The sequence below is a fragment of the Streptomyces sp. enrichment culture genome (assembly GCF_964272895.1).
GTDB lineage: Bacteria > Actinomycetota > Actinomycetes > Streptomycetales > Streptomycetaceae > Streptomyces.
This window is the reverse complement of the sequence record NZ_OZ186832.1, coordinates 534,331-553,518: the sequence shown is the minus strand read 5'-3', so window position 1 is coordinate 553,518 and position 19,188 is coordinate 534,331. Positions and strand designations below refer to the sequence as shown.

The window sequence follows — 19,188 nt, the reverse complement described above, 5'->3', positions numbered from 1 at the left end:
ATGAACGCCCTGAACTCCCTCCTCGACGGCTTCGGGACCGCCCTGACCCCGATGAACCTGCTGTGGGCCGCCCTCGGCGTGCTCCTGGGCACGGCGATCGGTGTCCTGCCCGGCATCGGGCCCGCGATGGCGGTGGCCCTGCTGCTGCCCGTGACGTACGGGCTGGACCCGATCGCCGCGTTCATCATGTTCGCCGGGATCTACTACGGGGCGATGTTCGGCGGCTCCACCACCTCGATCCTGCTCAACACGCCCGGCGAGAGCGCCGCCGTGGTCGCGGCGATGGAGGGCAACCCGATGGCCAAGTCGGGGCGCGGCGCCCAGGCCCTGGCGGCCGCGGCCATCGGCCACTTCGCGGGCGGCATGGTCGGCACGCTGCTGCTGGTGGCGCTCGCGCCGACGGTCGCCGACCTCGCCGTCGACATCGGCGCGCCCGACTACTTCGCCCTGATGGTCCTGGCGTTCATCGCCGTCACCTCCGTCCTCGGCTCCTCCCGCATCCGCGGCCTCGCCTCCCTGCTCATCGGCCTCACCCTCGGCCTGGTCGGCCTGGACCAGATGACCGGACAGCAGCGGCTCACCTTCGGCTCGCTGCAACTGGCCGACGGCATCGACGTGGTGATCGTGGCGGTGGGCCTGTTCGCCATCGGCGAGGCGCTGTGGGTGGCGGCCCACCTCCGGCGCCGGCCGCCCGAGCCGATCCCGGTCGGCCGTCCGTGGCTGGGCCGCGAGGACGTGCGGCGCACCTGGAAGTCGTGGCTGCGCGGCCCGTTCATCGGCTTCCCGTTCGGCGCGATCCCGGCGGGCGGCGCGGAGATCCCGACCTTCCTGTCGTACGTCACGGAGAAGCGGCTGTCGAAGCACAAGGACGAGTGGGGCAAGGGGGCCATCGAGGGCGTCGCCGGACCGGAGTCGGCCGCGTCCGCCTCGGCGGCGGGCACGCTGGTGTCGATGCTGACCCTGGGCCTGCCGACCACGGCGGTCGCCGCGGTGATGCTGGCCGCCTTCCAGCAGTACGGCATTCAGCCCGGCCCGCTGCTCTTCGAGCGCGAACCCGACCTCGTCTGGGGTCTGATCGCCTCCCTGTTCGTCGGCATGGTGCTGCTCCTCGCCCTCAACCTTCCGCTGGCCCCCCTGTGGGCGAGGCTGCTGCGCATCCCGCGGCCGTACCTGTACGCGGGCATCCTCTTCTTCGCGGCGGTCGGCGCCTACGCCGTCGGCGGCGAGGTCGTGGATCTGGTGATCCTGCTGATCATCGGCCTGATCGGGTTCGGTATGCGCCGCTACGGCCTGCCCGTCCTGCCCGCCGTCCTCGGCGTCATCCTCGGCCCCAACGCCGAGCAGCAGCTGCGCCGGGCGCTGCAGATCAGCGACGGGAGTGTCGGCGGGCTGGTGAACACGCCGTTCGCGGTCACGGTGTACGCGGTGATCGCCGTACTGCTGGCATGGCCGCTGGTGAGGCGGGCGGTGGCGGGACGCCGTACCGCGGAAAGTAGTCGCATCTAGCAGTATTCAATTTTGTGACTATCATGGGGTGCCGGCAGCGGCGGACGGGAAGGCGGCACCCCATGAACCCCACGACGTGCACGCGCTATGTCGCCCTCGGGGACAGCCAGACCGAGGGCGTCGGAGACGGCGACGACATCAGCGGGCTGCGCGGCTGGGCCGACCGGCTCGCCGAGCGCCTCGCCCGCCACGAGCCCGGTCTGCGGTACGCCAACCTGGCCGTGCGGGGCCGTCTGGCCGGCCAGGTCCGCGCCGAGCAGCTCGGCCCCGCCCTCGCCCTGCGGCCGGACCTGGCCACCGTCGTCGCCGGGGTCAACGACCTGCTGCGGCCCCGCTTCGACGCCGACGAGGTCGCCGGACACCTGGAGGCCATGTTCGCCGCCCTCACGGCGCAGGGCGCGCGGGTGGCGACTCTCACCTTCCCCGACCCCGCCCGCATCAGCCCCCTCGCGCGCCGGCTCGCCCCGCGCGTGACGGCGCTCAACGACCGCGTCCGCGAGGCCGCCCGCCGCCATGGCGTCGTCGTCGCCGACACCGCCGGCCGGCCGGTGGCGGCCGACCCGCGCCTGTGGAGCCCCGACCGGCTGCACGCCAGTCCGCTGGGCCACGACCGCATCGCGGCCGCCGTCGCGCACGCGCTGGAGGTGCCCGGCAGCGACGCCGGCTGGGCCGACCCGCTGCCGGAGAACGTCCCGGCGAAGCCGTCCGTCACCGCCGAGCTGCGCTGGGCGGTCTCCTTCCTCGGCCCTTGGCTGGGCCGCCGGCTGCGCGGCCGCTCCTCGGGCGACGGCCGGACCGCCAAACGCCCCGAACTGCTGCCCGTGACGGCGAGCTGATCACCGCGGAGCCGTGGACCGGCGGTGGGCGTCGAGGCAGTCCGTCAAGAACGGCAGCTCCTCGCTCTTCGCAGGCGACCGCCATGTCACGTCGACCCGAGCGTGCTTGCGCGCGGGGAGGGCCGCAGGGCAGGGTTCGGCCGTGCCCACCTTGCTGATCGTCCATCACACGCCCTCACCGAACTGCCAGGCGATGCTCGAAGCCGTCGTCTCCGGCGCCACGGCACCGGAGATCGAGAACGTCGACGTCGTGCGCCGCGCGGCCCTGTCCGCCACGGCGTCCGACGTGCTGGCCGCCGACGCCTACCTGCTGGGCACCCCGGCGAACCTGGGCTACATCTCCGGCGCCCTCAAGCACTTCTTCGACCAGATCTACTACCCCTGCCTCGACGAGACCCGCGGCCGCCCCTTCGGCTTCTACCTCCACGGCGGCAGCGACGTCACCGGTGCCGCACGAGCCGTCGACTCCATCACCACCGGCCTCGCCTGGCGCCGCGCGGCAGACGCCGTGACCGTGACCGGCGAACCGTCCAGGACCGACCTCGATGCCTGCTGGAACCTGGGCGCGACCCTCGCCGCGGGGCTGATGGACTGACGCCCGGTCACGCTCTGCCGCCGGAGCACTAGGCGACCCGGTGGACCAGCTGGCTGGACAGCTCGTAGCGGGCGCCGACCACGGCGAGCCGGCCGTCCGTGATCCGGGAGGCGAGGTCGGGCTGGGCGGCCAGGCGGTCGCGGACCCGTCGGACCTGGGCGTCGATGGTCGCGTCGATCCGGGCGTCGCCCTCGACGCGGCGGTCGATGACGGGGCGGATCTCGTCCGCCAGGTACTGGATGTGGTCGGGGAGGTGCTTCCCGGTCAGATCCGCCTCCACGGCCGCGCGCACCGCCCCGCACGACTGGTGGCCCAGGACGACGACCAGCGGTATCGCCAGCTCCAGCACCCCGTAGGCGACGCTGCCCAGCACCGCCTCGTCCAGCACCTCGCCGGCCGACCGCACGGTGAGCAGATCACCGAGCCCCTGGTCGAACACCAGCTCCGGCGGCACCCGCGAGTCCACGCAGCCGAGCACCACCGCGAACGGGTGCTGACTGGTCGTCAGTTCCCGGCGGATCGCGGGCGTCTCGTCGGGGTGGCGCTCGCGGTAGGTGCGCCAGCGCTCATTGCCCCCGGCGAGCACGCGCAGCGCCTCGTCGGGGGTGGTGGGGCGGCGCCGGGCGAGCGGAGGCTCGGCGGCGGTGGCCGGGGCGGCGCCGGCGGCGAGGGCGGCGGCACCCGTCAGCCCGGCCCACAGCAGGGTGCGCCGGGCGGGAGAGGCGGCCGGCTTCTGGGAGGAGGTGGCAACATCGTTCACGGCGAACGAACGTACGGCCGACCGACGCCCGCCCGGCGCTTCCTTGCCGAACCATGGCCCCGCCTGGGCGAACCGTGATCCCGTGTTGAACCGGGCTTGGGCGGATCCTTTCCGTACTCATACCCGGGGCCGACGGGCGGGCGCGGCGGACGGCCGGACCTGAGCGCCGGGACACCCCGCGTACGCGCGTGCGGAGGTCACCCGGACCGACGGCACGCCTGCGGGGCCCGACACCCCGCTCGCCCACCGCGCGCCGTCATGCCCTCAAGGGCCATTGGCGCAGCTCAGCGCCCGTTCCGCGGGGGAGCGGACGGCGGGAAGATCGCGTTGTCAGTGGTCGCCGCTATGTTCGGTCGTGTTCCCGCCGAAAGGTGCCGGCACGCGCGATGCCGCGTGCCCCTCCGGTGTGCGCTGCAAAGGAGATGATGCGTTGTCCGACTGGGAGAAGTCGAGCACGGTCCGGGTGGTACGTCCCGCCCGGCCGCGCAAGCTCGCCAAGGTGCCGTTCGTCGAACTCGCCGACGGACGACTGCAGGGAGTGGTGTCCAGCGGCTCGGACATCGAGCGGGTCTATGTGTCCTGCGTCGCCGCCGGGACATACGCCTTCGCGTGCAGCACCAACAACAACCGCCCCTGCGGCGGCGCCCGCGGCTCGTTCTGCAACCACATCGGGGCGCTGATCAACGAGGCCGTGCTCCAGTACGGCCCGGAGCGCGTCGCCCGCTATCTGCGCGTCGAGGTCACCGACGGCGAACCCGACGCCGCGTCACTGGCGTACGCCATGAGGGCCACGCGTCCCCCGGCCGCCGACGGCAAGGCCGCGGCGGCCCCCGTCTTCAGCCGCTTCCTGCGCCACCTGGCCTACCTCGAACTCGCCCCGGCCACGGGAGCGTTGCCGGAGATGCAGTGGTTCGCGCCGACCAGGGGCGAGTCCCCGCAGACGCAGGAGGGCACCGGTCCGCTCGCCGAGCCGATCGCCGGACTCGACGAGGCGCTCGCCGCCGTCGACGCCTTCGACCGCGCGCTCACCGAGGGCCTTCTGCGCCCCCGCCCCGACCGCGCCGCCGATCTGACCCTCCTCGCCGACGCCGTCGCGGGCAGCCCGCTGGCCGGCCGGGTCGCCGAGGCGGCACAGAAGGCGGCGGCCGGAACCGCAGACGAGGACCACTTCGTCGCCCTGGCCGCCGCCCGCAGCGCCCTGCTCGGTTCCGCCCACGACGCGCTGGCCGCGCGGACGGCGGAACTGACCGGACGCCGCCCCGAGGACACCCCCGCGGCCACGGCGGCGGGCGCCTCCCACGCGCCCAACCTCCTTGCGGCCGCCCGCTCCTGGCTGTCCGACCTCGCCCGCGCCGGCTGGCAGGGCATCGACCACGACCTGGTGTCCGGCGCCGCCCAGATCGTCTCCGCGATGCTCCCCGACACCTCGCTGCGCCGCCTGGCCACCCTCCTCGACGGTTTCGCCGCCGAACTCGCCGCGTCCTGCCCCGGCGCCTCCCTGGAGCGCGTCCCGGCCCGCCGCTGGGCCGACCTGTGGGCCCGCGCGCTGCTGCTCAGCGTGCCTGGTGCCCTCGGCACCACCGCCCCCGGCACCGCCACCGGACGGCTGCTGCCGCTCGGCGTCGACCTGCACGAGCACGCCACCGCCGTACAGGCCCAGGTGCACGCGGTGCTGGAACCCGCCGACGGCGGCGCACCGCGCCTGGTGCGCGCGTCCGTCTCGGCACCCAAGCCCGACACCGTCGTCGAGGCGGGCGTCTGGCAACTCCTGCGCCCCCACATGTCGTTGCTGGCCGCCGTCGGCGAGGGCCGCGCGATGGAGCTCGACGGCATGCCGCTCACCGCCGAGGGCGATCTGCTCTGGAGCGAGGAGCACGCGCGTGCCGGTGAGGCGGCCGACGCCTTCGCCACCGCCCGCGTCACGCTGCCCACCGCCGTCACCCCGGCCACCGCACCCCTGGACCGGCATCCCGCGCGCCTCGCCGTGCCCGTCTTCCTGGAGGGGTACGCCACCCGGCGGGACGGCGACACCACGGTGTTCGACCTGCCCTCGGGCCCGCTCGCCGTGGACACCGACCGCATCCCGGCCGCGAGCCCCCTCACCCCGGAGGCCGTCGCCGCCTCCCGCGCCTGCATCGGCCTGCTGCGATGGGACGCGGGCGCCTTCACCGTGCAGCCACTGGCCGTCGAGACGACCGTACGCAAGAAGACCGCCGCCCTGCACGCCGGTGCCTGGGCGGGCGGCACCAGCGACAAGGCGGGCGTGAAGGCCGAGAAGGCCGCCACCGACGCCGTGAAGGTGCTGCGCGAGCGCGCCGGAAGGCTGCTGCGGAAATGACCGAGCCCATGACCACCGGCTCCGCGCCCGACGCGGACGAGAACCGCCGCCAGGTGCTGTACTGGCGGCTGCTGGCCCGCCTCTTCGACCACGACGAGCAGCAGACCCTGGAGTCGGCGAGCCTCGCCGTCGTCGAGGACATCGGCCTGCCGGCCGCGCTCCTCGACCCGGGGACCTCCGTCGACTCCGTCGTGCAGCGCCACCCCGAACTGGCCGCCGAGTTCGACGGCCTGATGGTCGCCGAGGAGGACGGCGAGGACCGCGATCGTGCCGCCGAGGTGCGGCGCGCGGCCCTGGTGTCCAAGGTGCTGCTCAACGTCTTCGACCGGGGCTCCGGCACCGTCAGTGCCGGACAGCTCGCCCGCTGGCAGTCCGACGCCGCCTGGCTGGAGCGCGCCCTGGGCTTCAGGCCCGGCGAGCTGCGCGGCGGCCGGGCCGGCGGACCCGGCGTCGGGGCCGGCGGCGCGGCCGGAACCGGCGTCAGCCCCACCGGCACCGGCGGCCGCCGCCACACCCCCGACCTCGGCCGGCTCATCCCCGAGATCGGACCCGAACTCGGCGCCATCGAGGCCGACCTGGTCAAGCGCATGCACCTGCGCGAGGTGCTCGCCGACCCCCGGCTCGCCGCGAAGCTCACCCCGAGCATGTCCCTCATCGAGCAGCTGCTGCGCGACAAGAACAACCTCTCCGGCGTCGCCCTCGCCAACGCCAAGGCGCTCATCCGGCGCTTCGTCGACGAGGTCGCGCAAGTCCTGCGCACCCAGGTGGAGAAGAGCACGGTCGGCGCCCTGGACCGCTCGGTGCCGCCCAAGCGGGTCTTCCGCAACCTCGACCTCGACCGCACCATCTGGAAGAACCTCACCAACTGGAGCCCGGAGGAGGAGCGGCTCTACGTCGACCGCCTCTACTACCGGCACACCGCCCGCAAGACGACGCCCCAGCGGCTGATCGTGGTCGTCGACCAGTCCGGCTCCATGGTCGACTCGATGGTCAACTGCACCATCCTGGCGTCCATCTTCGCCGGGCTGCCGAAGGTCGACGTCCACCTCATCGCGTACGACACCCAGGCGCTCGACCTCACCCCATGGGTGCACGACCCGTTCGAGACGCTGCTGCGCACCCAGCTCGGCGGCGGCACCGACGGCACGGTCGCCATGGCCCTCGCCCAGCCGAAGATCGCCGAACCGCGCAACACCGTGATCGTGTGGATCTCCGACTTCTACGAATGGCGCGGCGAGCAGCTGTGGGAGTCCATGTCCGCCCTGCACCGCTCGGGCGTGAAGTTCATCCCCGTCGGCTCGGTGACCAGCTCCGGCCGCGGCAGCGTCAACCCCTGGTTCCGCGAACGGTTCAAGGACCAGGGCACCCCGGTGCTCTCCGGACACATCCGCAAGCTCGTCCACGAGCTCAAGACGTTCCTCGCCTAAGACATTCCAGAGAAAGGCCCACGACATGTCCGACCTGCTGCGCGCCCCCGCCGAGATCAAGTACGCCGAGGAACTGGACTGGCTGGAGTCGATCGACGACAACCCCAAGCCGTTCTCCTGGCGCCTGTCGCCGAAGATGGTCCGCCTGTTCATCCTCGGCTCCGAGCGGGCCGACGGACTGGACCGGGAGATCTCGCAGAAGTGGTTCGGCGACCGCAGTTTCGTCGAGCGGTCCATCGTCACCCTCGCCTCCGACCGCGGTCTGCTGCTGATCGGCGACCCCGGCACCGGCAAGAGCTGGCTCGCCGAACTGCTGGCCGCCGCGATCTGCCGCAACTCCACCCTGGTCGTGCAGGGCACCGCGGGTACGACCGAGGACCACATCAAGTACTCGTGGAACGTGTCCATGGTGATCGCCAAGGGCCAGTCCCGTGAGTCGATGATCCCCTCGCCGATCATGACCGCGATGGAGGCAGGCGCCATCGGCCGCTTCGAGGAGCTCACCCGCTCCACCAGCGACGTCCAGGACGCACTGATCTCGATCCTGTCCGAGAAGTACATCTCCGTGCCCGAACTCGACAGCGACAACATCGTGTTCGCCAAGCCCGGCTTCTCCGTCATCGCCACCGCCAACAGCCGCGACCGGGGCGTCAACGACCTGTCGTCCGCGCTCAAGCGCCGCTTCAACTTCGTCCGCATCCCCGTGGTCAGCAACAAGAAGGCCGAGGCGGAGATCGTCCGCTTCCGCACCGAGGAACTGCTGCGCCGCCACCAGATCGAACTGGACGTGCCGCCCACCCTGCTGGACGTGCTGCTGCAGAGCTTCGCCGACCTGCGGGCCTCCTCCGCCGCGGCCGCGAGCGACGACGAGAAGCTGGAGTCCGCGCTGTCCACCGCCGAGCAGATCGGCGTCCTGGAGGACGCCATCCTGCACAGCAACTTCTTCGGCGAACGCACCCTGACCGCCCACACCCTCGCCTCCTCCCTCGTCGGCTCCCTCGCCCGGCGCGAGCCGGAGGACCTGGCGATCCTCAACAAGTACCTGCACGGTGTCGTCGAGCCGCGCAGCAAGGAGGAGGGCGGCTCCTGGCCGGAGTTCCTCGAGGGCGGCCGCGACGCGATCGCGACCCTGTCATGAGCGAGGCCACCTTCACGGCCCTGCGGGGCCAGCTCGAAGAGGCCGCCAAGGCGTTCGCCGACGGTCCCCGCGCCCTGGAGGGCATCCTCCTCGGCATGGTCGACGACGTGGACCGGGCGATCCGCGAACCGCTGGAGATCTTCCCCGTCTGCCACCACTCGCCCGCCTCCGCCCTCGCCATGGCCCGCCGGCTGCGCGAGAAGCAGCCCAAGGTGATCTACCTGGAGCTGTGCGAGGACATGGCCCCGCTGCTCACCGAGCTGCGCAACTGCCGTCTGCCGGTGGCGGTGCAGGCATTCGCCTCCGAGGTCGACGGCTTCCCCGCCGACTGGGCGCCGCTGTCGGTCGTCGCCCCGGTCACCGAGGCATCGGCCGAGTACCAGGCCATCGCCTACGCCCTCGACACCCCCGGCGTCGAACTGGTCCTCGTCGACCGCTCCAGCGACCACGTCTTCCAGTGGCGCGAGCCCGAGGACGCCGAGGACACCGGACCGGCCGGCACCGCCGACCCCGACGCGCCGCCGGCCGAGGAGGAGGCCGCGCTGCACGGCGACGCGGTCGGCGTCGAGATCGGCGACCTCAGGCCGCGGTTCGCCGAGCTGGAGGAGCACCTGCTGCGGCACGGCAAGGTGCGGCACTGGTCGGAGTGGTGGCACCAGTACGTCGAGCTGCCGCTCGGCGACAGCGACCACGACACCTACCGCCAGGTGATGTTCCTCATCGGCAGCCTCTTCCGCCGCCTCGCCCCCGGCGACACCCGGCGGGTGCGGATCGACGAGGACCGCGAGCGGTACATGTGGACGCGGATGCGCGAGCACCTGGCGGCCACCGGCACCGACCCCGCCGACTGCCTCTACGTCTGCGGCGCGTTCCACGCGGCCAGCCGGGTCGAGGAGTTCGGCGTCGGCGGCAGCGACAGCTTCGAGATCGGTCCCCGCACCGGCACCACGTGGCAGTACGGACTGATCCCGTCCAGCCACGCGGCGATCGAGGCGCAGTTCGGCCTCGCCGCCGGGTCGGTGTCGATCGCGGCGACGCAGTGGGCGAAGAACGTCAAGCGGAGCCGGGTGAAGCCGTACCGGCTGGCCGGGCAGGCGGGCACGAAGAAACCGGCGAAGGCGACCGCCCCGCCGGCTCCGACGGCCGACACCCCGCCCGCCGACCGGCTCACCGGCTTCCTGCAGCGCCCGCCGGTGCTGGACGCCCTCGACGAGGCCGAACTGCTGGGCTGGTCCGTGGACATCGTGCGCGCCGCCCGCCGCAACGGCTACCTCGCCTCGACCGCCGACGCCATCGCCGTGTTCGAGACGTCCATCCTGCTCGCCGGGATGCGCGACCGGGCCAAGCCCACGCCGTACGACTTCCAGGACGCGGCCGTCACCTGCATCGAGAAGGACGCCGTGCCCGGCCGGCGCGATGTGCGCAGGCTCGTCGAGATCATGATGGGCGGCGACCGCATCGGCCAGGTCGGCTACGACTCCCTGCCGCCGCTGGCGCGGGACGTCCACGACCGGCTCGCCCCGCTGAACCTCAGGCTCCAGCAGCGCGGGGTGCAGCGGGCCCTGCTCGACATCGCCTCGCGGCCGGAGCTGGAGAAGTGCTCCGATGTGCTGTGGATCCTGAAGTACCTGATGCCGCACGGCGCCGCCCGCCCGATCATGGGCGACCGGCGGCTCGGTGAGAAACCCATCCAGGAATCGTGGGACCTGGCTCTCGGCACCCACCAGCGGGCCCTGATCGAGCTCGGCTACGAGGGCGTCAGCATCGAACAGGTCCTGGAGCAGCGGCTGCGACGCAGGGCCTACGACCCGAAGGCCACCGCCGCGACCGTGCTGCAGGCCGTCGAGGACGCGCTGCGGTATCTGCGCAGCCGCCGCCTCGCCGACGAACTCGGCACCCACGCCCTCCAGGTGCTGGCGGCCGAGCGCAGCGTCGACGGTGCACCGGAGGTGCTGCGCCGGGTCCGCGGGCTGCTGGGGTACTACCGCACCAGTGAGCCCGTACTGCCCGCGTGGATAGAGTCCTTCGTCAAGACCGGCTACGCCCACTACTGCACGCTGCTGCCGACGGCGTTCACCGACGAGGACGCCACCGTCCGCCAGGTCGCGGCCATGCTGGGCTTCCTGTTCAGCATGGAGGGCCTGGCCCTGTCCCTGGGCTGCGACCGCACCCAGCTGGAGCTGGCCGTCGCCCAGTCGCACCCGCAGGAACCCGACCGCACGGCCCTGCTGTGGGCGGCGCAGACCCACCTCGGGAGGCTCCCGCGCGCCGAGCTGCGCGCCCGCTGCGCCGAGCTGCTGCGCAATCCCCTGGTGGTGCCGGCGTACCCGCGCTATCTCAGCGGGTTCCTGCACGCGCTGGAGCCGGTGCCGCAGCTCACCGACTTCGTCGTCGAGGCGGTGTCGAACGCCTTCGCCGAGCTGCCCGACCCGGTCCTGCTGCCCTGGCTGCCGACGCTGATCACCACCCTGCGGGCGGGCGGCGCCGACCTGGCCCCGCTGCTCATCCGGGAGGCCGGACGGATCTTCCCCGGCCGGCTGGACGCCCTGGACGGCTGGGTGCCGCCGTGGCGCACGGAGCAGGTGCCGAAGGCGCGGACGCCCAGGAGCGAGGCGCGCGGCGCGGCACTGCTCCCGGCCCACCCGGAGACCTGCGACGCGCTCGCCGGACTGCTGGGCTACGAGGGGACCTGGGCCACCGAGGAGACGGCGGCCCCGCAGGGTGTCGCCCTCCTCGCCGCCCACCCGGAGACCTGCGACGCGCTCGCCGCAGTGCTCGGCTGCGAGGGCGCATGGGACACCGCGGACGCGCCGGCCGTGCACGGTGCGGCGCTCCTCGGCCGCCACCCGGAGACGGCGACCGCGCTGGAGGGACTGCTGGCCCCGTCCTGACGGCAACCGCCCCTTCGCCCGGCCGCAGGGGGCGGCCGGGCGAAGGGGCGGGCGAGCGGGGCTGGTGGGGTCGTTCAGCCCAGGTTGCCGAGGCGGGCGTCCTGCCAGAGGTCGACGCCGCCGTCGGTGGCGTACTTGTCGATCTCGGCCAGCTCCTCGGCGCTGAACTCGAGGTTCTCCAGCGCGGCCACGTTCTGCTCCAGCTGCTCCACGCGGGAGGCGCCGATCACGAGCGAGGTGACCCGCTCGTCGCGCAGCGCCCAGGCGAGGGCCATCTGGGCGAGGCTCTGGCCGCGGCGTGCCGCGATGTCGTTCAGGGCGCGCAGCCGCTGCCGCATGTCCTCCGTGAGCCAGCCGGTGTCGAAGGACTTGCCCTGCGCGGCCCGCGAGTCCTCGGGGACGCCGTCGAGGTAGCGGCCGGTCAGCAGGCCCTGGGCCAGCGCGGTGAAGCCGATGACGCCGAAACCCTCGTCCTCGGCCGCGTCGAGCAGCCCCTCGGTCTCGATCCAGCGGTTGAGCATGCTGTACGACGGCTGGTGGATGAGCAGCGGAGTACCCAGGTCGCGCAGGATGCGGGCGGCCTCGCGGGTGCGCTCGGTGTCGTAGGAGGAGATGCCGACATAGAGGGCCTTGCCCTGGCGGACGGCCGTGTCCAGGGCGCCCATCGTCTCCTCGAGCGGGGTGCTCGCGTCGAGCCGGTGGGAGTAGAAGATGTCGACGTAGTCCAGGCCCATACGGGTGAGGGACTGGTCGAGCGAGGCCAGCACGTACTTGCGGGAGCCGCCGCCCTGCCCGTACGGGCCCGGCCACATGTCCCAGCCCGCCTTGGTGGAGATCACCAGCTCGTCCCGGTAGGGCGCCAGGTCCTGCTTCATCAGGCGCCCGAAGTTGATCTCGGCCGAGCCGTAGGGCGGGCCGTAGTTGTTGGCCAGGTCGTGGTGGGTGATGCCCAGGTCGAAGGCGCGCAGCGCGATCTCGCGCTGGGTCTCGAAGGGCCGGTCGTCGCCGAAGTTGTGCCAGTAGCCGAGCGACAGCAGCGGGAGGTCGAGCCCTGAGCGTCCGGTGCGCCGGTAGCGCATGGTGCCGTCGTAGCGCTCGGGGTCCGCGACGTGGTTCATCGGGTGGTCTCCGGGTGGTGCGGTGAGGGGTCCCGTCGGGTTCGGGGGATGGCACCACCCTGCCCTCGGGCGATCGTGAAGTCCAACCAACGCCGCTCATCGTATTCAGCGGCGCCGTTTCTGAATACACGGGCGGGGCGGGTCCCGCGGCTGGACCTGAACCGCCGCTCGGCCGGTCGGCCCGGACAGCAGCCCGGTCACCCGATGAGCTGAATTCCGCATCAACAGGCAACCCTCGCCCCGCATTTGCCACTCTCACAGGATGTCCACAGGTCGGCCGGGGCGCGTGGGGTGCGCCCGGCACCGTACGGCCGGTCCGTGGGTCTGTCGAGTCCGATGCCACTGACCATGGCACGCGCAGACGAGGAACCGATGACCAGTAAGCAACACCGCAAGCGCATCACCCGCGCCTCACTCGCCGCGGTCGCGGCGGGCACCGTCGTCGTCGTGGCGGCCGGTGCCGCACCCGGCGCGGGGTCGTCCTCGACCCCGGCCGGCCAGCCCAAGCTGAAGCTGGTGGCGGCGTCGAAGTCCGTCACGGTCGACCGCTGGGAGGGGGAATCCGGGGTCTATCTGGACCTCGGCACCTACATCACCGTCGATAACGCCCCGTTCGAGTTCAAGGTGACCCGCAAGTCCTACAAGGACCCGGTCGTCGCCCAGCAGGTCTTCCGCGACGGCTCCACCACCCGCACGAAGACGCTGCCCGCCGGCACGGTGAAGGACTTCACGGGCCTGCCCGGCTTCCTGGAGGTCACTGTCAAGAACGCGGCCGGCGAGGTCGCCGCGAAGACCAAGGGCACCTTCTGCCCGAACAACGCCTCCGGCCGCATCCGCCCGGACGCGCCGGCCAAGTCGCACTATCCGGAGAGCTGCCCCACCAACCCGTTCACGCTCGGCTCGGTGTGGGGCGTGGAGAAGGGGTGGGCGTCCAACTCCACCACCTTCGACTACGACAAGCCGGTCGACCTCCCGGTGGGCGAGTACACGGCCCAGGTGGCGGTGGCCAAGAAGTACCGTGACCTCTTCGGCATCCCCGACGACCGGCCCACCATCAAGGTGACCGTGCGTCAGCAGACCGACGGCGGTGGCGCGGGCGTGGCCCGGTCGGGTGCCCATCACGCCGCCGGCCACGGCGCGCCGAGCGGACACACGGCCCACCACTACGGCCCGCGCGGTGCCGACGCGCCCACGCCGCCGGCTCTCTCGCACGCGCTGGAGGACCGGGGCGCCGCCCACCACCTGGGCGACGGTCCCGGTCACACGGACGGCTCGCGCATCGCGCCCGCGCTCAAGCCCAACGCCAAGGCGCCGACGGGCCGCGCGAGCGTCCCGGCGAACGTGCCCAAGCCCGACCTGCGTTCGCTGCCGGCCTGGGACATCGCCATCACCGACGGCGAGGACGGCGACGTACCCGGCAAGGACTACCTCGCCTTCAGCGCCAACGTGTGGAACGCGGGCCCGGCCCCGCTGGTGGTGGACGGCTTCCGCACCCCGGGCGAGGACCTGATGGACGCCTACCAGTACTTCTACGACGCCAACGGCAAGCAGGTCGGCTACACGCCCACCGGCACCATGGAGTGGGACCCGCGCATCGGGCACGAGCACTGGCACTTCACCGACTTCGCCAGCTACCGGCTGCTGAGCGCGGACCAGACCAAGGAGGTGCGCAGCGGCAAGGAGGCGTTCTGCCTGGCCAACACCGACGCCGTGGACTACACGGTGAAGAACGCCAACTGGCACCCGTACAACACGGATCTGTCGACCGCCTGCGGTCAGCAGAACTCGCTGTCCGTGCGTGAGGTGCTGGACGTCGGCTCCGGCGACACCTACACCCAGTACCGTCCGGGCCAGTCCTTCGACATCACCGACCTGCCGAACGGCACGTACTACATCCAGGTCATCGCCAACCCGGAGAAGCGGCTGAAGGAGACCAACCTCAACAACAACGTCGCCCTGCGCAAGGTGATCCTCGGCGGCGAGCCGGGCGCCCGCACGGTTCAGGTGCCGCCGCACCACCTGATCGACGCCAAGTAGCACCCCGCCGCAAGGAGCCAGGGGCCGCCGTGCACCGGCGGCCCCTGGTCGCGGTCGGCTGTCAGCCGTGGAAGTTGATGTAGCCGTTGCCGTCCGCGTCGTTGGCCGACTTGGTGTAGGAGTGGACGTCGGCGCGGCTGCCGGACGACTTGTACACGTAGATCGTGTCCTTGTCGTTGTTCCACATGAAGTTGCAGTTCTGGCGGTAGACGACGTTGTTGGCGTCGGAGTTGGTGCCCTTGCCGCCGCGCAGCTTCACATAGTCGCCGGGCTCGAGGTAGTGGTTCGTCGGGAACGTGAAGGTGTTGCCGGCGGCGTCCCTGACCTTGTAGCCGCGGAGGTTGACGGTCGCGGTCGACGAGTAGTTCTTGAGGGTCAGGTACTCGGCCCGGGTGTTGCCCGTGGTGCAGTTGTTGGAGTCGCGGCCGGGGGCGTCGTACTGGATGCCCTTGATCTTCACGGCCGAGGCGTATTCGGCGGCGTGCGCGGTGCCGGTGGTGGTGAGGGTGAGGGCACCGGTGACGGCGACGGCCGAGGCCAGGGCGATGCGTATGCGCATGGAGTGTGTTCTCCCCAGGAATCCGTTCGGGAGCCTGGAGCATACACGCGCTGTGCACAACTCATGCACGTACCGTGGGGAATTGGTGAAGGCCCGAGAGAGAGGTCCGGGCCGGCCGCGCGCGGCGGGCCGGCCCGGACGTCGGGGTGCGTGGGATCAGACGAGGTCGAAGCGGTCGGCCTCCATGACCTTGACCCAGGCGGCGACGAACTCGTTCACGAACTTCTCCTTGGCGTCGTCGCTCGCGTAGACCTCCGCGAGGGCGCGCAGTTCGGAGTTCGAGCCGAAGACGAGGTCGGCGCGGCTGCCCGCCCACTTGACCTCGCCGGTGGCCGCGTCACGGCCCTCGAAGGTGTTCGCGTCCTCGCTGGTCGCCTTCCACGTCGTCCCCAGGTCGAGCAGGTTGACGAAGAAGTCGTTGGTCAGCGCGCCGGGCGTCTGGGTGAACACACCGAGCTGCGACTGCTGGTGGTTGGCGCCCAGCACCCGCAGACCGCCGACCAGGACGGTCATCTCCGGGGCGCTCAGGTTCAGCAGGTTCGCCTTGTCGAGCAGCAGGTACTCGGCCGGCAGCCGGTTGCCCTTGCCCAGGTAGTTGCGGAAGCCGTCGGCGGCCGGCTCCAGCGCGGCGAACGACTCGACGTCCGTCTGCTCCTGCGAGGCGTCCACACGGCCGGGCGTGAAGGGCACCTCGATGTCGAAGCCGCCGTCCTTGGCCGCCTTCTCGATGGCGGCGCCACCGGCGAGCACGATCAGGTCGGCGATCGAGACCTGCTTGCCGCCGCCGGCCGAGGCGTTGAAGGACTCCTGGATGCCCTCCAGGGTGCGCAGCACCAGCGCGAGCTGGTCCGGGTCGTTGACCTCCCAGTTCACCTGCGGCTGCAGCCGGATGCGGCCGCCGTTGGCGCCGCCGCGCTTGTCGCTGTGGCGGTAGGAGGAGGCGGCGGCCCAGGCCGCGGACACCAGCTGGGAGACGGTGAGGCCGGAGTCGAGGATCTTCGCCTTGAGCGCGGCGACATCGCCCTCGTCGATCAGCTCGTACGTCCGCTCCGGCAGCGGGTCCTGCCACAGCAGCGTCTCCGAGGGGACCTCCGGGCCGAGGTAGCGCACGATCGGGCCCATGTCACGGTGGGTCAGCTTGTACCAGGCGCGGGCGAAGGCGTCGGCGAACTCGTCCGGGTTCTCGTAGAAGCGGCGCGAGATCTGCTCGTAGACCGGGTCGAAGCGCAGCGCCAGGTCGGTGGTGAGCATCGTCGGCACATGCTTCTTGGACGGGTCGTAGGCGTCGGGGATGATCGCCTCGGCGTTCTTCGCCACCCACTGGTGAGCACCGGCCGGGCTGGTGGACAGCTCGTACTCGTACTCGAAGAGGTTCTTGAAGAAGCCGTTGCTCCACCGGGTCGGCGTGGCGGTCCAGGTGACCTCCAGGCCGGAGGTGATGGCGTCGGCGCCCTTGCCGGTGCCATAGGTGCTCTTCCAGCCGAGGCCCTGCTCCTCCAGGCCGGCGGCCTCGGGGTCGGGGCCGACGTGGTCGGCGGGGCCGGCGCCGTGGGTCTTGCCGAAGGTGTGGCCGCCCGCGATCAGGGCGACGGTCTCCTCGTCGTTCATCGCCATCCGGCGGAACGTCTCGCGGATGTCGCGGGCCGCGGCGACCGGGTCCGGGTTGCCGTTGGGTCCCTCGGGGTTGACGTAGATCAGGCCCATCTGGACCGCGCCGAGCGGGTTCTCCAGCTCGCGGTCGCCGGAGTAGCGCTGGTCGTCCAGCCAGGTGGTCTCGGGACCCCAGTAGACGTCCTCCTCCGCCTCCCAGACGTCCTCGCGGCCGCCGGCGAAGCCGAAGGTCTTGAAGCCCATGGTCTCCAGGGCGACATTGCCGGCGAGGATCATCAGGTCGGCCCAGGAGATCTTCTGGCCGTACTTCTTCTTCACCGGCCACAGCAGGCGGCGCGCCTTGTCCAGGTTGGCGTTGTCGGGCCAGCTGTTCAGCGGCGCGAAGCGCTGCTGGCCGGCGCCCGCGCCGCCGCGGCCGTCGCTGATGCGGTAGGTGCCCGCGCTGTGCCAGGCCATACGGATCATGAAGGGGCCGTAGTGACCGAAGTCGGCCGGCCACCAGTCCTGCGAGGTGGTCAGCACCTCGGCGATGTCCCGCTTCACGGCCGGAAGGTCGAGGCTCTGGAACGCCTCGGCATAGTCGAAGTCCTCACCGAGCGGGTTCGCCACGGCGGGGTTCTTGGCGAGGATCTTCAGGTTGAGCCGGTCCGGCCACCACTGCCGGTTGCCGCCGCCCTGGGTCGGGTGCGGAGCCCGACCGTGCGCGACCGGGCAGCCGCCTCCGTCCTCGGTCTTCGCGTCTGTGACGATTGCGTCGTGGTTCTCGGACATTGCAATCCTTCCGGATCAGGCGGATCACGCGCTCACGAACTACGGGTGATGGAACATTCGGGGCACAGGCCCCAGTAGATGACCTCGGCCTCGTCGATGGTGAAGCCGTGGTCGTCCGAGGCGGTCAGACAGGGAGTCGCGTCGACCGCGCAGTCGACATCGGCGACGGCGCCGCACGACCGGCAGACGACGTGGTGGTGGTTGTCCCCGACGCGCCCCTCGTACCGGGCCGGGCTGCCCGCCGGCTCGATACGGCGGATGAGTCCCGCCGCGGTGAGCGCGTGGAGAGCCTCGTAGACGGCCTGGACGGAGATATGGCCGACCCGGTCGCGGACCCCTGCCGCGATCGCGTCGACACCGAGATGGTCGCCGCCGCGGACGGTCTCCAGCAGCGCCACACGGGCGGCCGTCACCCTGAGGCCGGCACCGCGCAGCTCCTCGGCGGTGGTCCGGGCCCCGGATGCGGTCATGCCGCCGAACCTACCCTCCTAAACACGAATGATTCAAGGAAACGAACGGGGCAAGTTTTGGACAGGCTCCAGAACAGAAGGTTGCGTATGCACAGGCCGGCCGGCCTCGGCCTGGCCGCCCCCGCGATGCGATGATCATGGCGGTCGCACGGAAGAGAGCCCACGCCCCGGACGAGAGGACCCCGGCCGCATGACGCACGAGACGGTACGAGAGGACCTTGGCCACATGACCCACGAGACGGTTCCCGATCCGGAGGACCCGGCCTGCGCGCGGATCCCCGAGACCCTCTCCGGCGGAACCGTCGTCCTGCTCAACGGCACCTCCAGCTCGGGCAAGTCCAGCATCGCCCGCGAACTGCTCGGCGTCCTCGACGGCACCTGGTTCCACCTCCCGGTGGACGCCTTCCACGGCATGCGCGGCGGGGTCGTCGCCGGCGGTGACATGCACGCCGAGATCGACCGCACCTGCAAGGGGTTCCACCGGGCGGTCGCCGGCATGGCGGCCGGCGGCAACAACCTGGTCGTCGACCATCCGCTGAGCCGGCGCTGGCGGCTCCTGGACCTCCTCGGCCTGCTCGAGCCCGCCGACACGGTGCTCGTCGCGGTCCGCTGCCCGCTGCCGGAGCTGGAGCGCCGCGAGGCCGCGCGCGGGGACCGGGAGCCGGGGCTGGCCGCGTCGCAGTACCCGCACATCCACGCCCACGGCCCGCACGACCTCGACGTCGACACCGCCCGCCACAGCCCGGCCGAATGCGCCCTGCGCATCCGCGACTTCCTGCGGGACCGCCCGCGCCCCACGGCCTTCGAGACGCTCCGCCGCACCCTGCGCACGGCCGGCGCCGCGACGGCGACCGCCTCCCCGTCCCCGAAGCCGTCGCGGCCCACCTGAAGGTCGGGGGCCGCCTGCGCCGACCTCCGCCGTGCTCTGCGGAGGATGTCGTTCCTGCGACGGTCCAGGGGCGAGCCGTGCCGGGGTGGGATCTGGACAATCCCCGTGCGCGCCGGCCGGCACCGCGCCCCGTCGGCCTGTGTCTCCGTGACGGGCACGGATCGGATCCGGCCGGGGAGCCCTCGAAGTGCGCCCCCCGTGCGCCAGGCGCCCCGTTCCTGCCGGAGCGTCAAGGGCAGACG

At 72.0% G+C, this 19,188-nt stretch carries 14 protein-coding genes and 1 pseudogene; 10 read left to right on the top strand and 5 right to left on the bottom strand.

Features of this window, described 5'->3' with window-relative positions; all coding sequences use genetic code 11:
• The 3 genes from ACSU6M_RS02460 (at nucleotide 1) to ACSU6M_RS02450 (ending at nucleotide 2,937) form a co-directional block, all read left to right on the top strand.
• Nucleotides 1-1,506: a tripartite tricarboxylate transporter permease gene (locus ACSU6M_RS02460; protein WP_437066598.1), complete on the top strand. Its 1,506-nt coding sequence runs from the start codon at nucleotides 1-3 to the stop codon at nucleotides 1,504-1,506.
• 62 nt (nucleotides 1,507-1,568) lie between these two features.
• Nucleotides 1,569-2,342, top strand: a complete 774-nt coding sequence (locus tag ACSU6M_RS02455) for an SGNH/GDSL hydrolase family protein (RefSeq protein ID WP_437066596.1) — start codon at nucleotides 1,569-1,571, stop codon at nucleotides 2,340-2,342.
• Between the two features lie 142 nt (nucleotides 2,343-2,484).
• Complete coding sequence (locus ACSU6M_RS02450; protein ID WP_437066594.1) at nucleotides 2,485-2,937, top strand: flavodoxin family protein; 453 nt, start codon at nucleotides 2,485-2,487, stop codon at nucleotides 2,935-2,937.
• 28 nt (nucleotides 2,938-2,965) lie between these two features.
• On the opposite strand, the gene ACSU6M_RS02445 is transcribed toward ACSU6M_RS02450, so the two are convergent.
• Complete coding sequence (locus ACSU6M_RS02445; RefSeq protein WP_437066593.1) at nucleotides 2,966-3,697, bottom strand: carbonic anhydrase; 732 nt, start codon at nucleotides 3,695-3,697, stop codon at nucleotides 2,966-2,968.
• Between the two features lie 430 nt (nucleotides 3,698-4,127).
• Between ACSU6M_RS02445 and ACSU6M_RS02440 the strand changes: the two are divergent.
• The 5 genes and pseudogenes from ACSU6M_RS02440 to ACSU6M_RS02420 form a co-directional block, all read left to right on the top strand.
• Nucleotides 4,128-4,622 (top strand): annotated as a pseudogene (locus tag ACSU6M_RS02440) (hypothetical protein); the annotation flags it as partial.
• A complete protein-coding gene (locus ACSU6M_RS02435; protein WP_437074973.1) occupies nucleotides 4,599-6,035 on the top strand; it encodes a hypothetical protein in 1,437 nt (478 codons plus the stop codon). The pseudogene ACSU6M_RS02440 and the gene ACSU6M_RS02435, both read left to right, overlap by 24 nt.
• On the top strand, nucleotides 6,032-7,462 hold the full coding sequence (locus ACSU6M_RS02430; protein WP_437066591.1) for a vWA domain-containing protein: 1,431 nt from the start codon (nucleotides 6,032-6,034) through the stop codon (nucleotides 7,460-7,462). Before ACSU6M_RS02435 ends, ACSU6M_RS02430 begins: the two co-directional genes overlap by 4 nt.
• 25 nt (nucleotides 7,463-7,487) lie before the next feature.
• Nucleotides 7,488-8,600, top strand: coding sequence for an ATP-binding protein (locus tag ACSU6M_RS02425; RefSeq protein WP_437066590.1), 1,113 nt, complete (start codon nucleotides 7,488-7,490; stop codon nucleotides 8,598-8,600).
• Entirely contained in the window at nucleotides 8,597-11,491 is a 2,895-nt protein-coding gene (locus tag ACSU6M_RS02420; RefSeq protein WP_437066588.1) for a hypothetical protein, read from the top strand. The genes ACSU6M_RS02425 and ACSU6M_RS02420 overlap by 4 nt, the downstream gene beginning before the upstream one ends.
• A 74-nt stretch (nucleotides 11,492-11,565) precedes the next feature.
• Here the strand turns inward: ACSU6M_RS02420 and mgrA are convergent, their stop codons facing one another.
• Complete coding sequence (mgrA, locus tag ACSU6M_RS02415; protein ID WP_437066586.1) at nucleotides 11,566-12,609, bottom strand: L-glyceraldehyde 3-phosphate reductase; 1,044 nt, start codon at nucleotides 12,607-12,609, stop codon at nucleotides 11,566-11,568.
• A 372-nt stretch (nucleotides 12,610-12,981) separates the two neighbouring features.
• On the opposite strand from mgrA, the gene ACSU6M_RS02410 reads away from it, so the two are divergent.
• Complete coding sequence (locus ACSU6M_RS02410; protein WP_437066584.1) at nucleotides 12,982-14,646, top strand: lysyl oxidase family protein; 1,665 nt, start codon at nucleotides 12,982-12,984, stop codon at nucleotides 14,644-14,646.
• A 61-nt stretch (nucleotides 14,647-14,707) separates the two neighbouring features.
• Here ACSU6M_RS02410 and ACSU6M_RS02405 read toward each other — a convergent pair whose 3' ends face one another.
• The 3 genes from ACSU6M_RS02405 to ACSU6M_RS02395 form a co-directional block, all read right to left on the bottom strand.
• Entirely contained in the window at nucleotides 14,708-15,205 is a 498-nt protein-coding gene (locus tag ACSU6M_RS02405) for a lamin tail domain-containing protein (RefSeq protein ID WP_437066582.1), read from the bottom strand.
• 156 nt (nucleotides 15,206-15,361) lie between these two features.
• Nucleotides 15,362-17,587 carry a catalase/peroxidase HPI gene (katG, locus tag ACSU6M_RS02400; protein WP_437066580.1) on the bottom strand — a complete coding sequence of 742 codons (2,226 nt, stop codon included), beginning with the start codon at nucleotides 17,585-17,587 and terminating at the stop codon, nucleotides 15,362-15,364.
• A 32-nt stretch (nucleotides 17,588-17,619) separates the two neighbouring features.
• Nucleotides 17,620-18,057 (bottom strand): Fur family transcriptional regulator, encoded by a 438-nt coding sequence (locus ACSU6M_RS02395; protein WP_437066579.1) that lies wholly within the window; start codon nucleotides 18,055-18,057, stop codon nucleotides 17,620-17,622.
• A gap of 226 nt (nucleotides 18,058-18,283) precedes the next feature.
• Here ACSU6M_RS02395 and ACSU6M_RS02390 point away from each other — a divergent pair, with 226 nt between their 5' ends.
• On the top strand, nucleotides 18,284-18,946 hold the full coding sequence (locus ACSU6M_RS02390) for a chloramphenicol phosphotransferase CPT family protein (protein ID WP_437066578.1): 663 nt from the start codon (nucleotides 18,284-18,286) through the stop codon (nucleotides 18,944-18,946).
• Nucleotides 18,947-19,188: the final 242 nt, after the last annotated feature.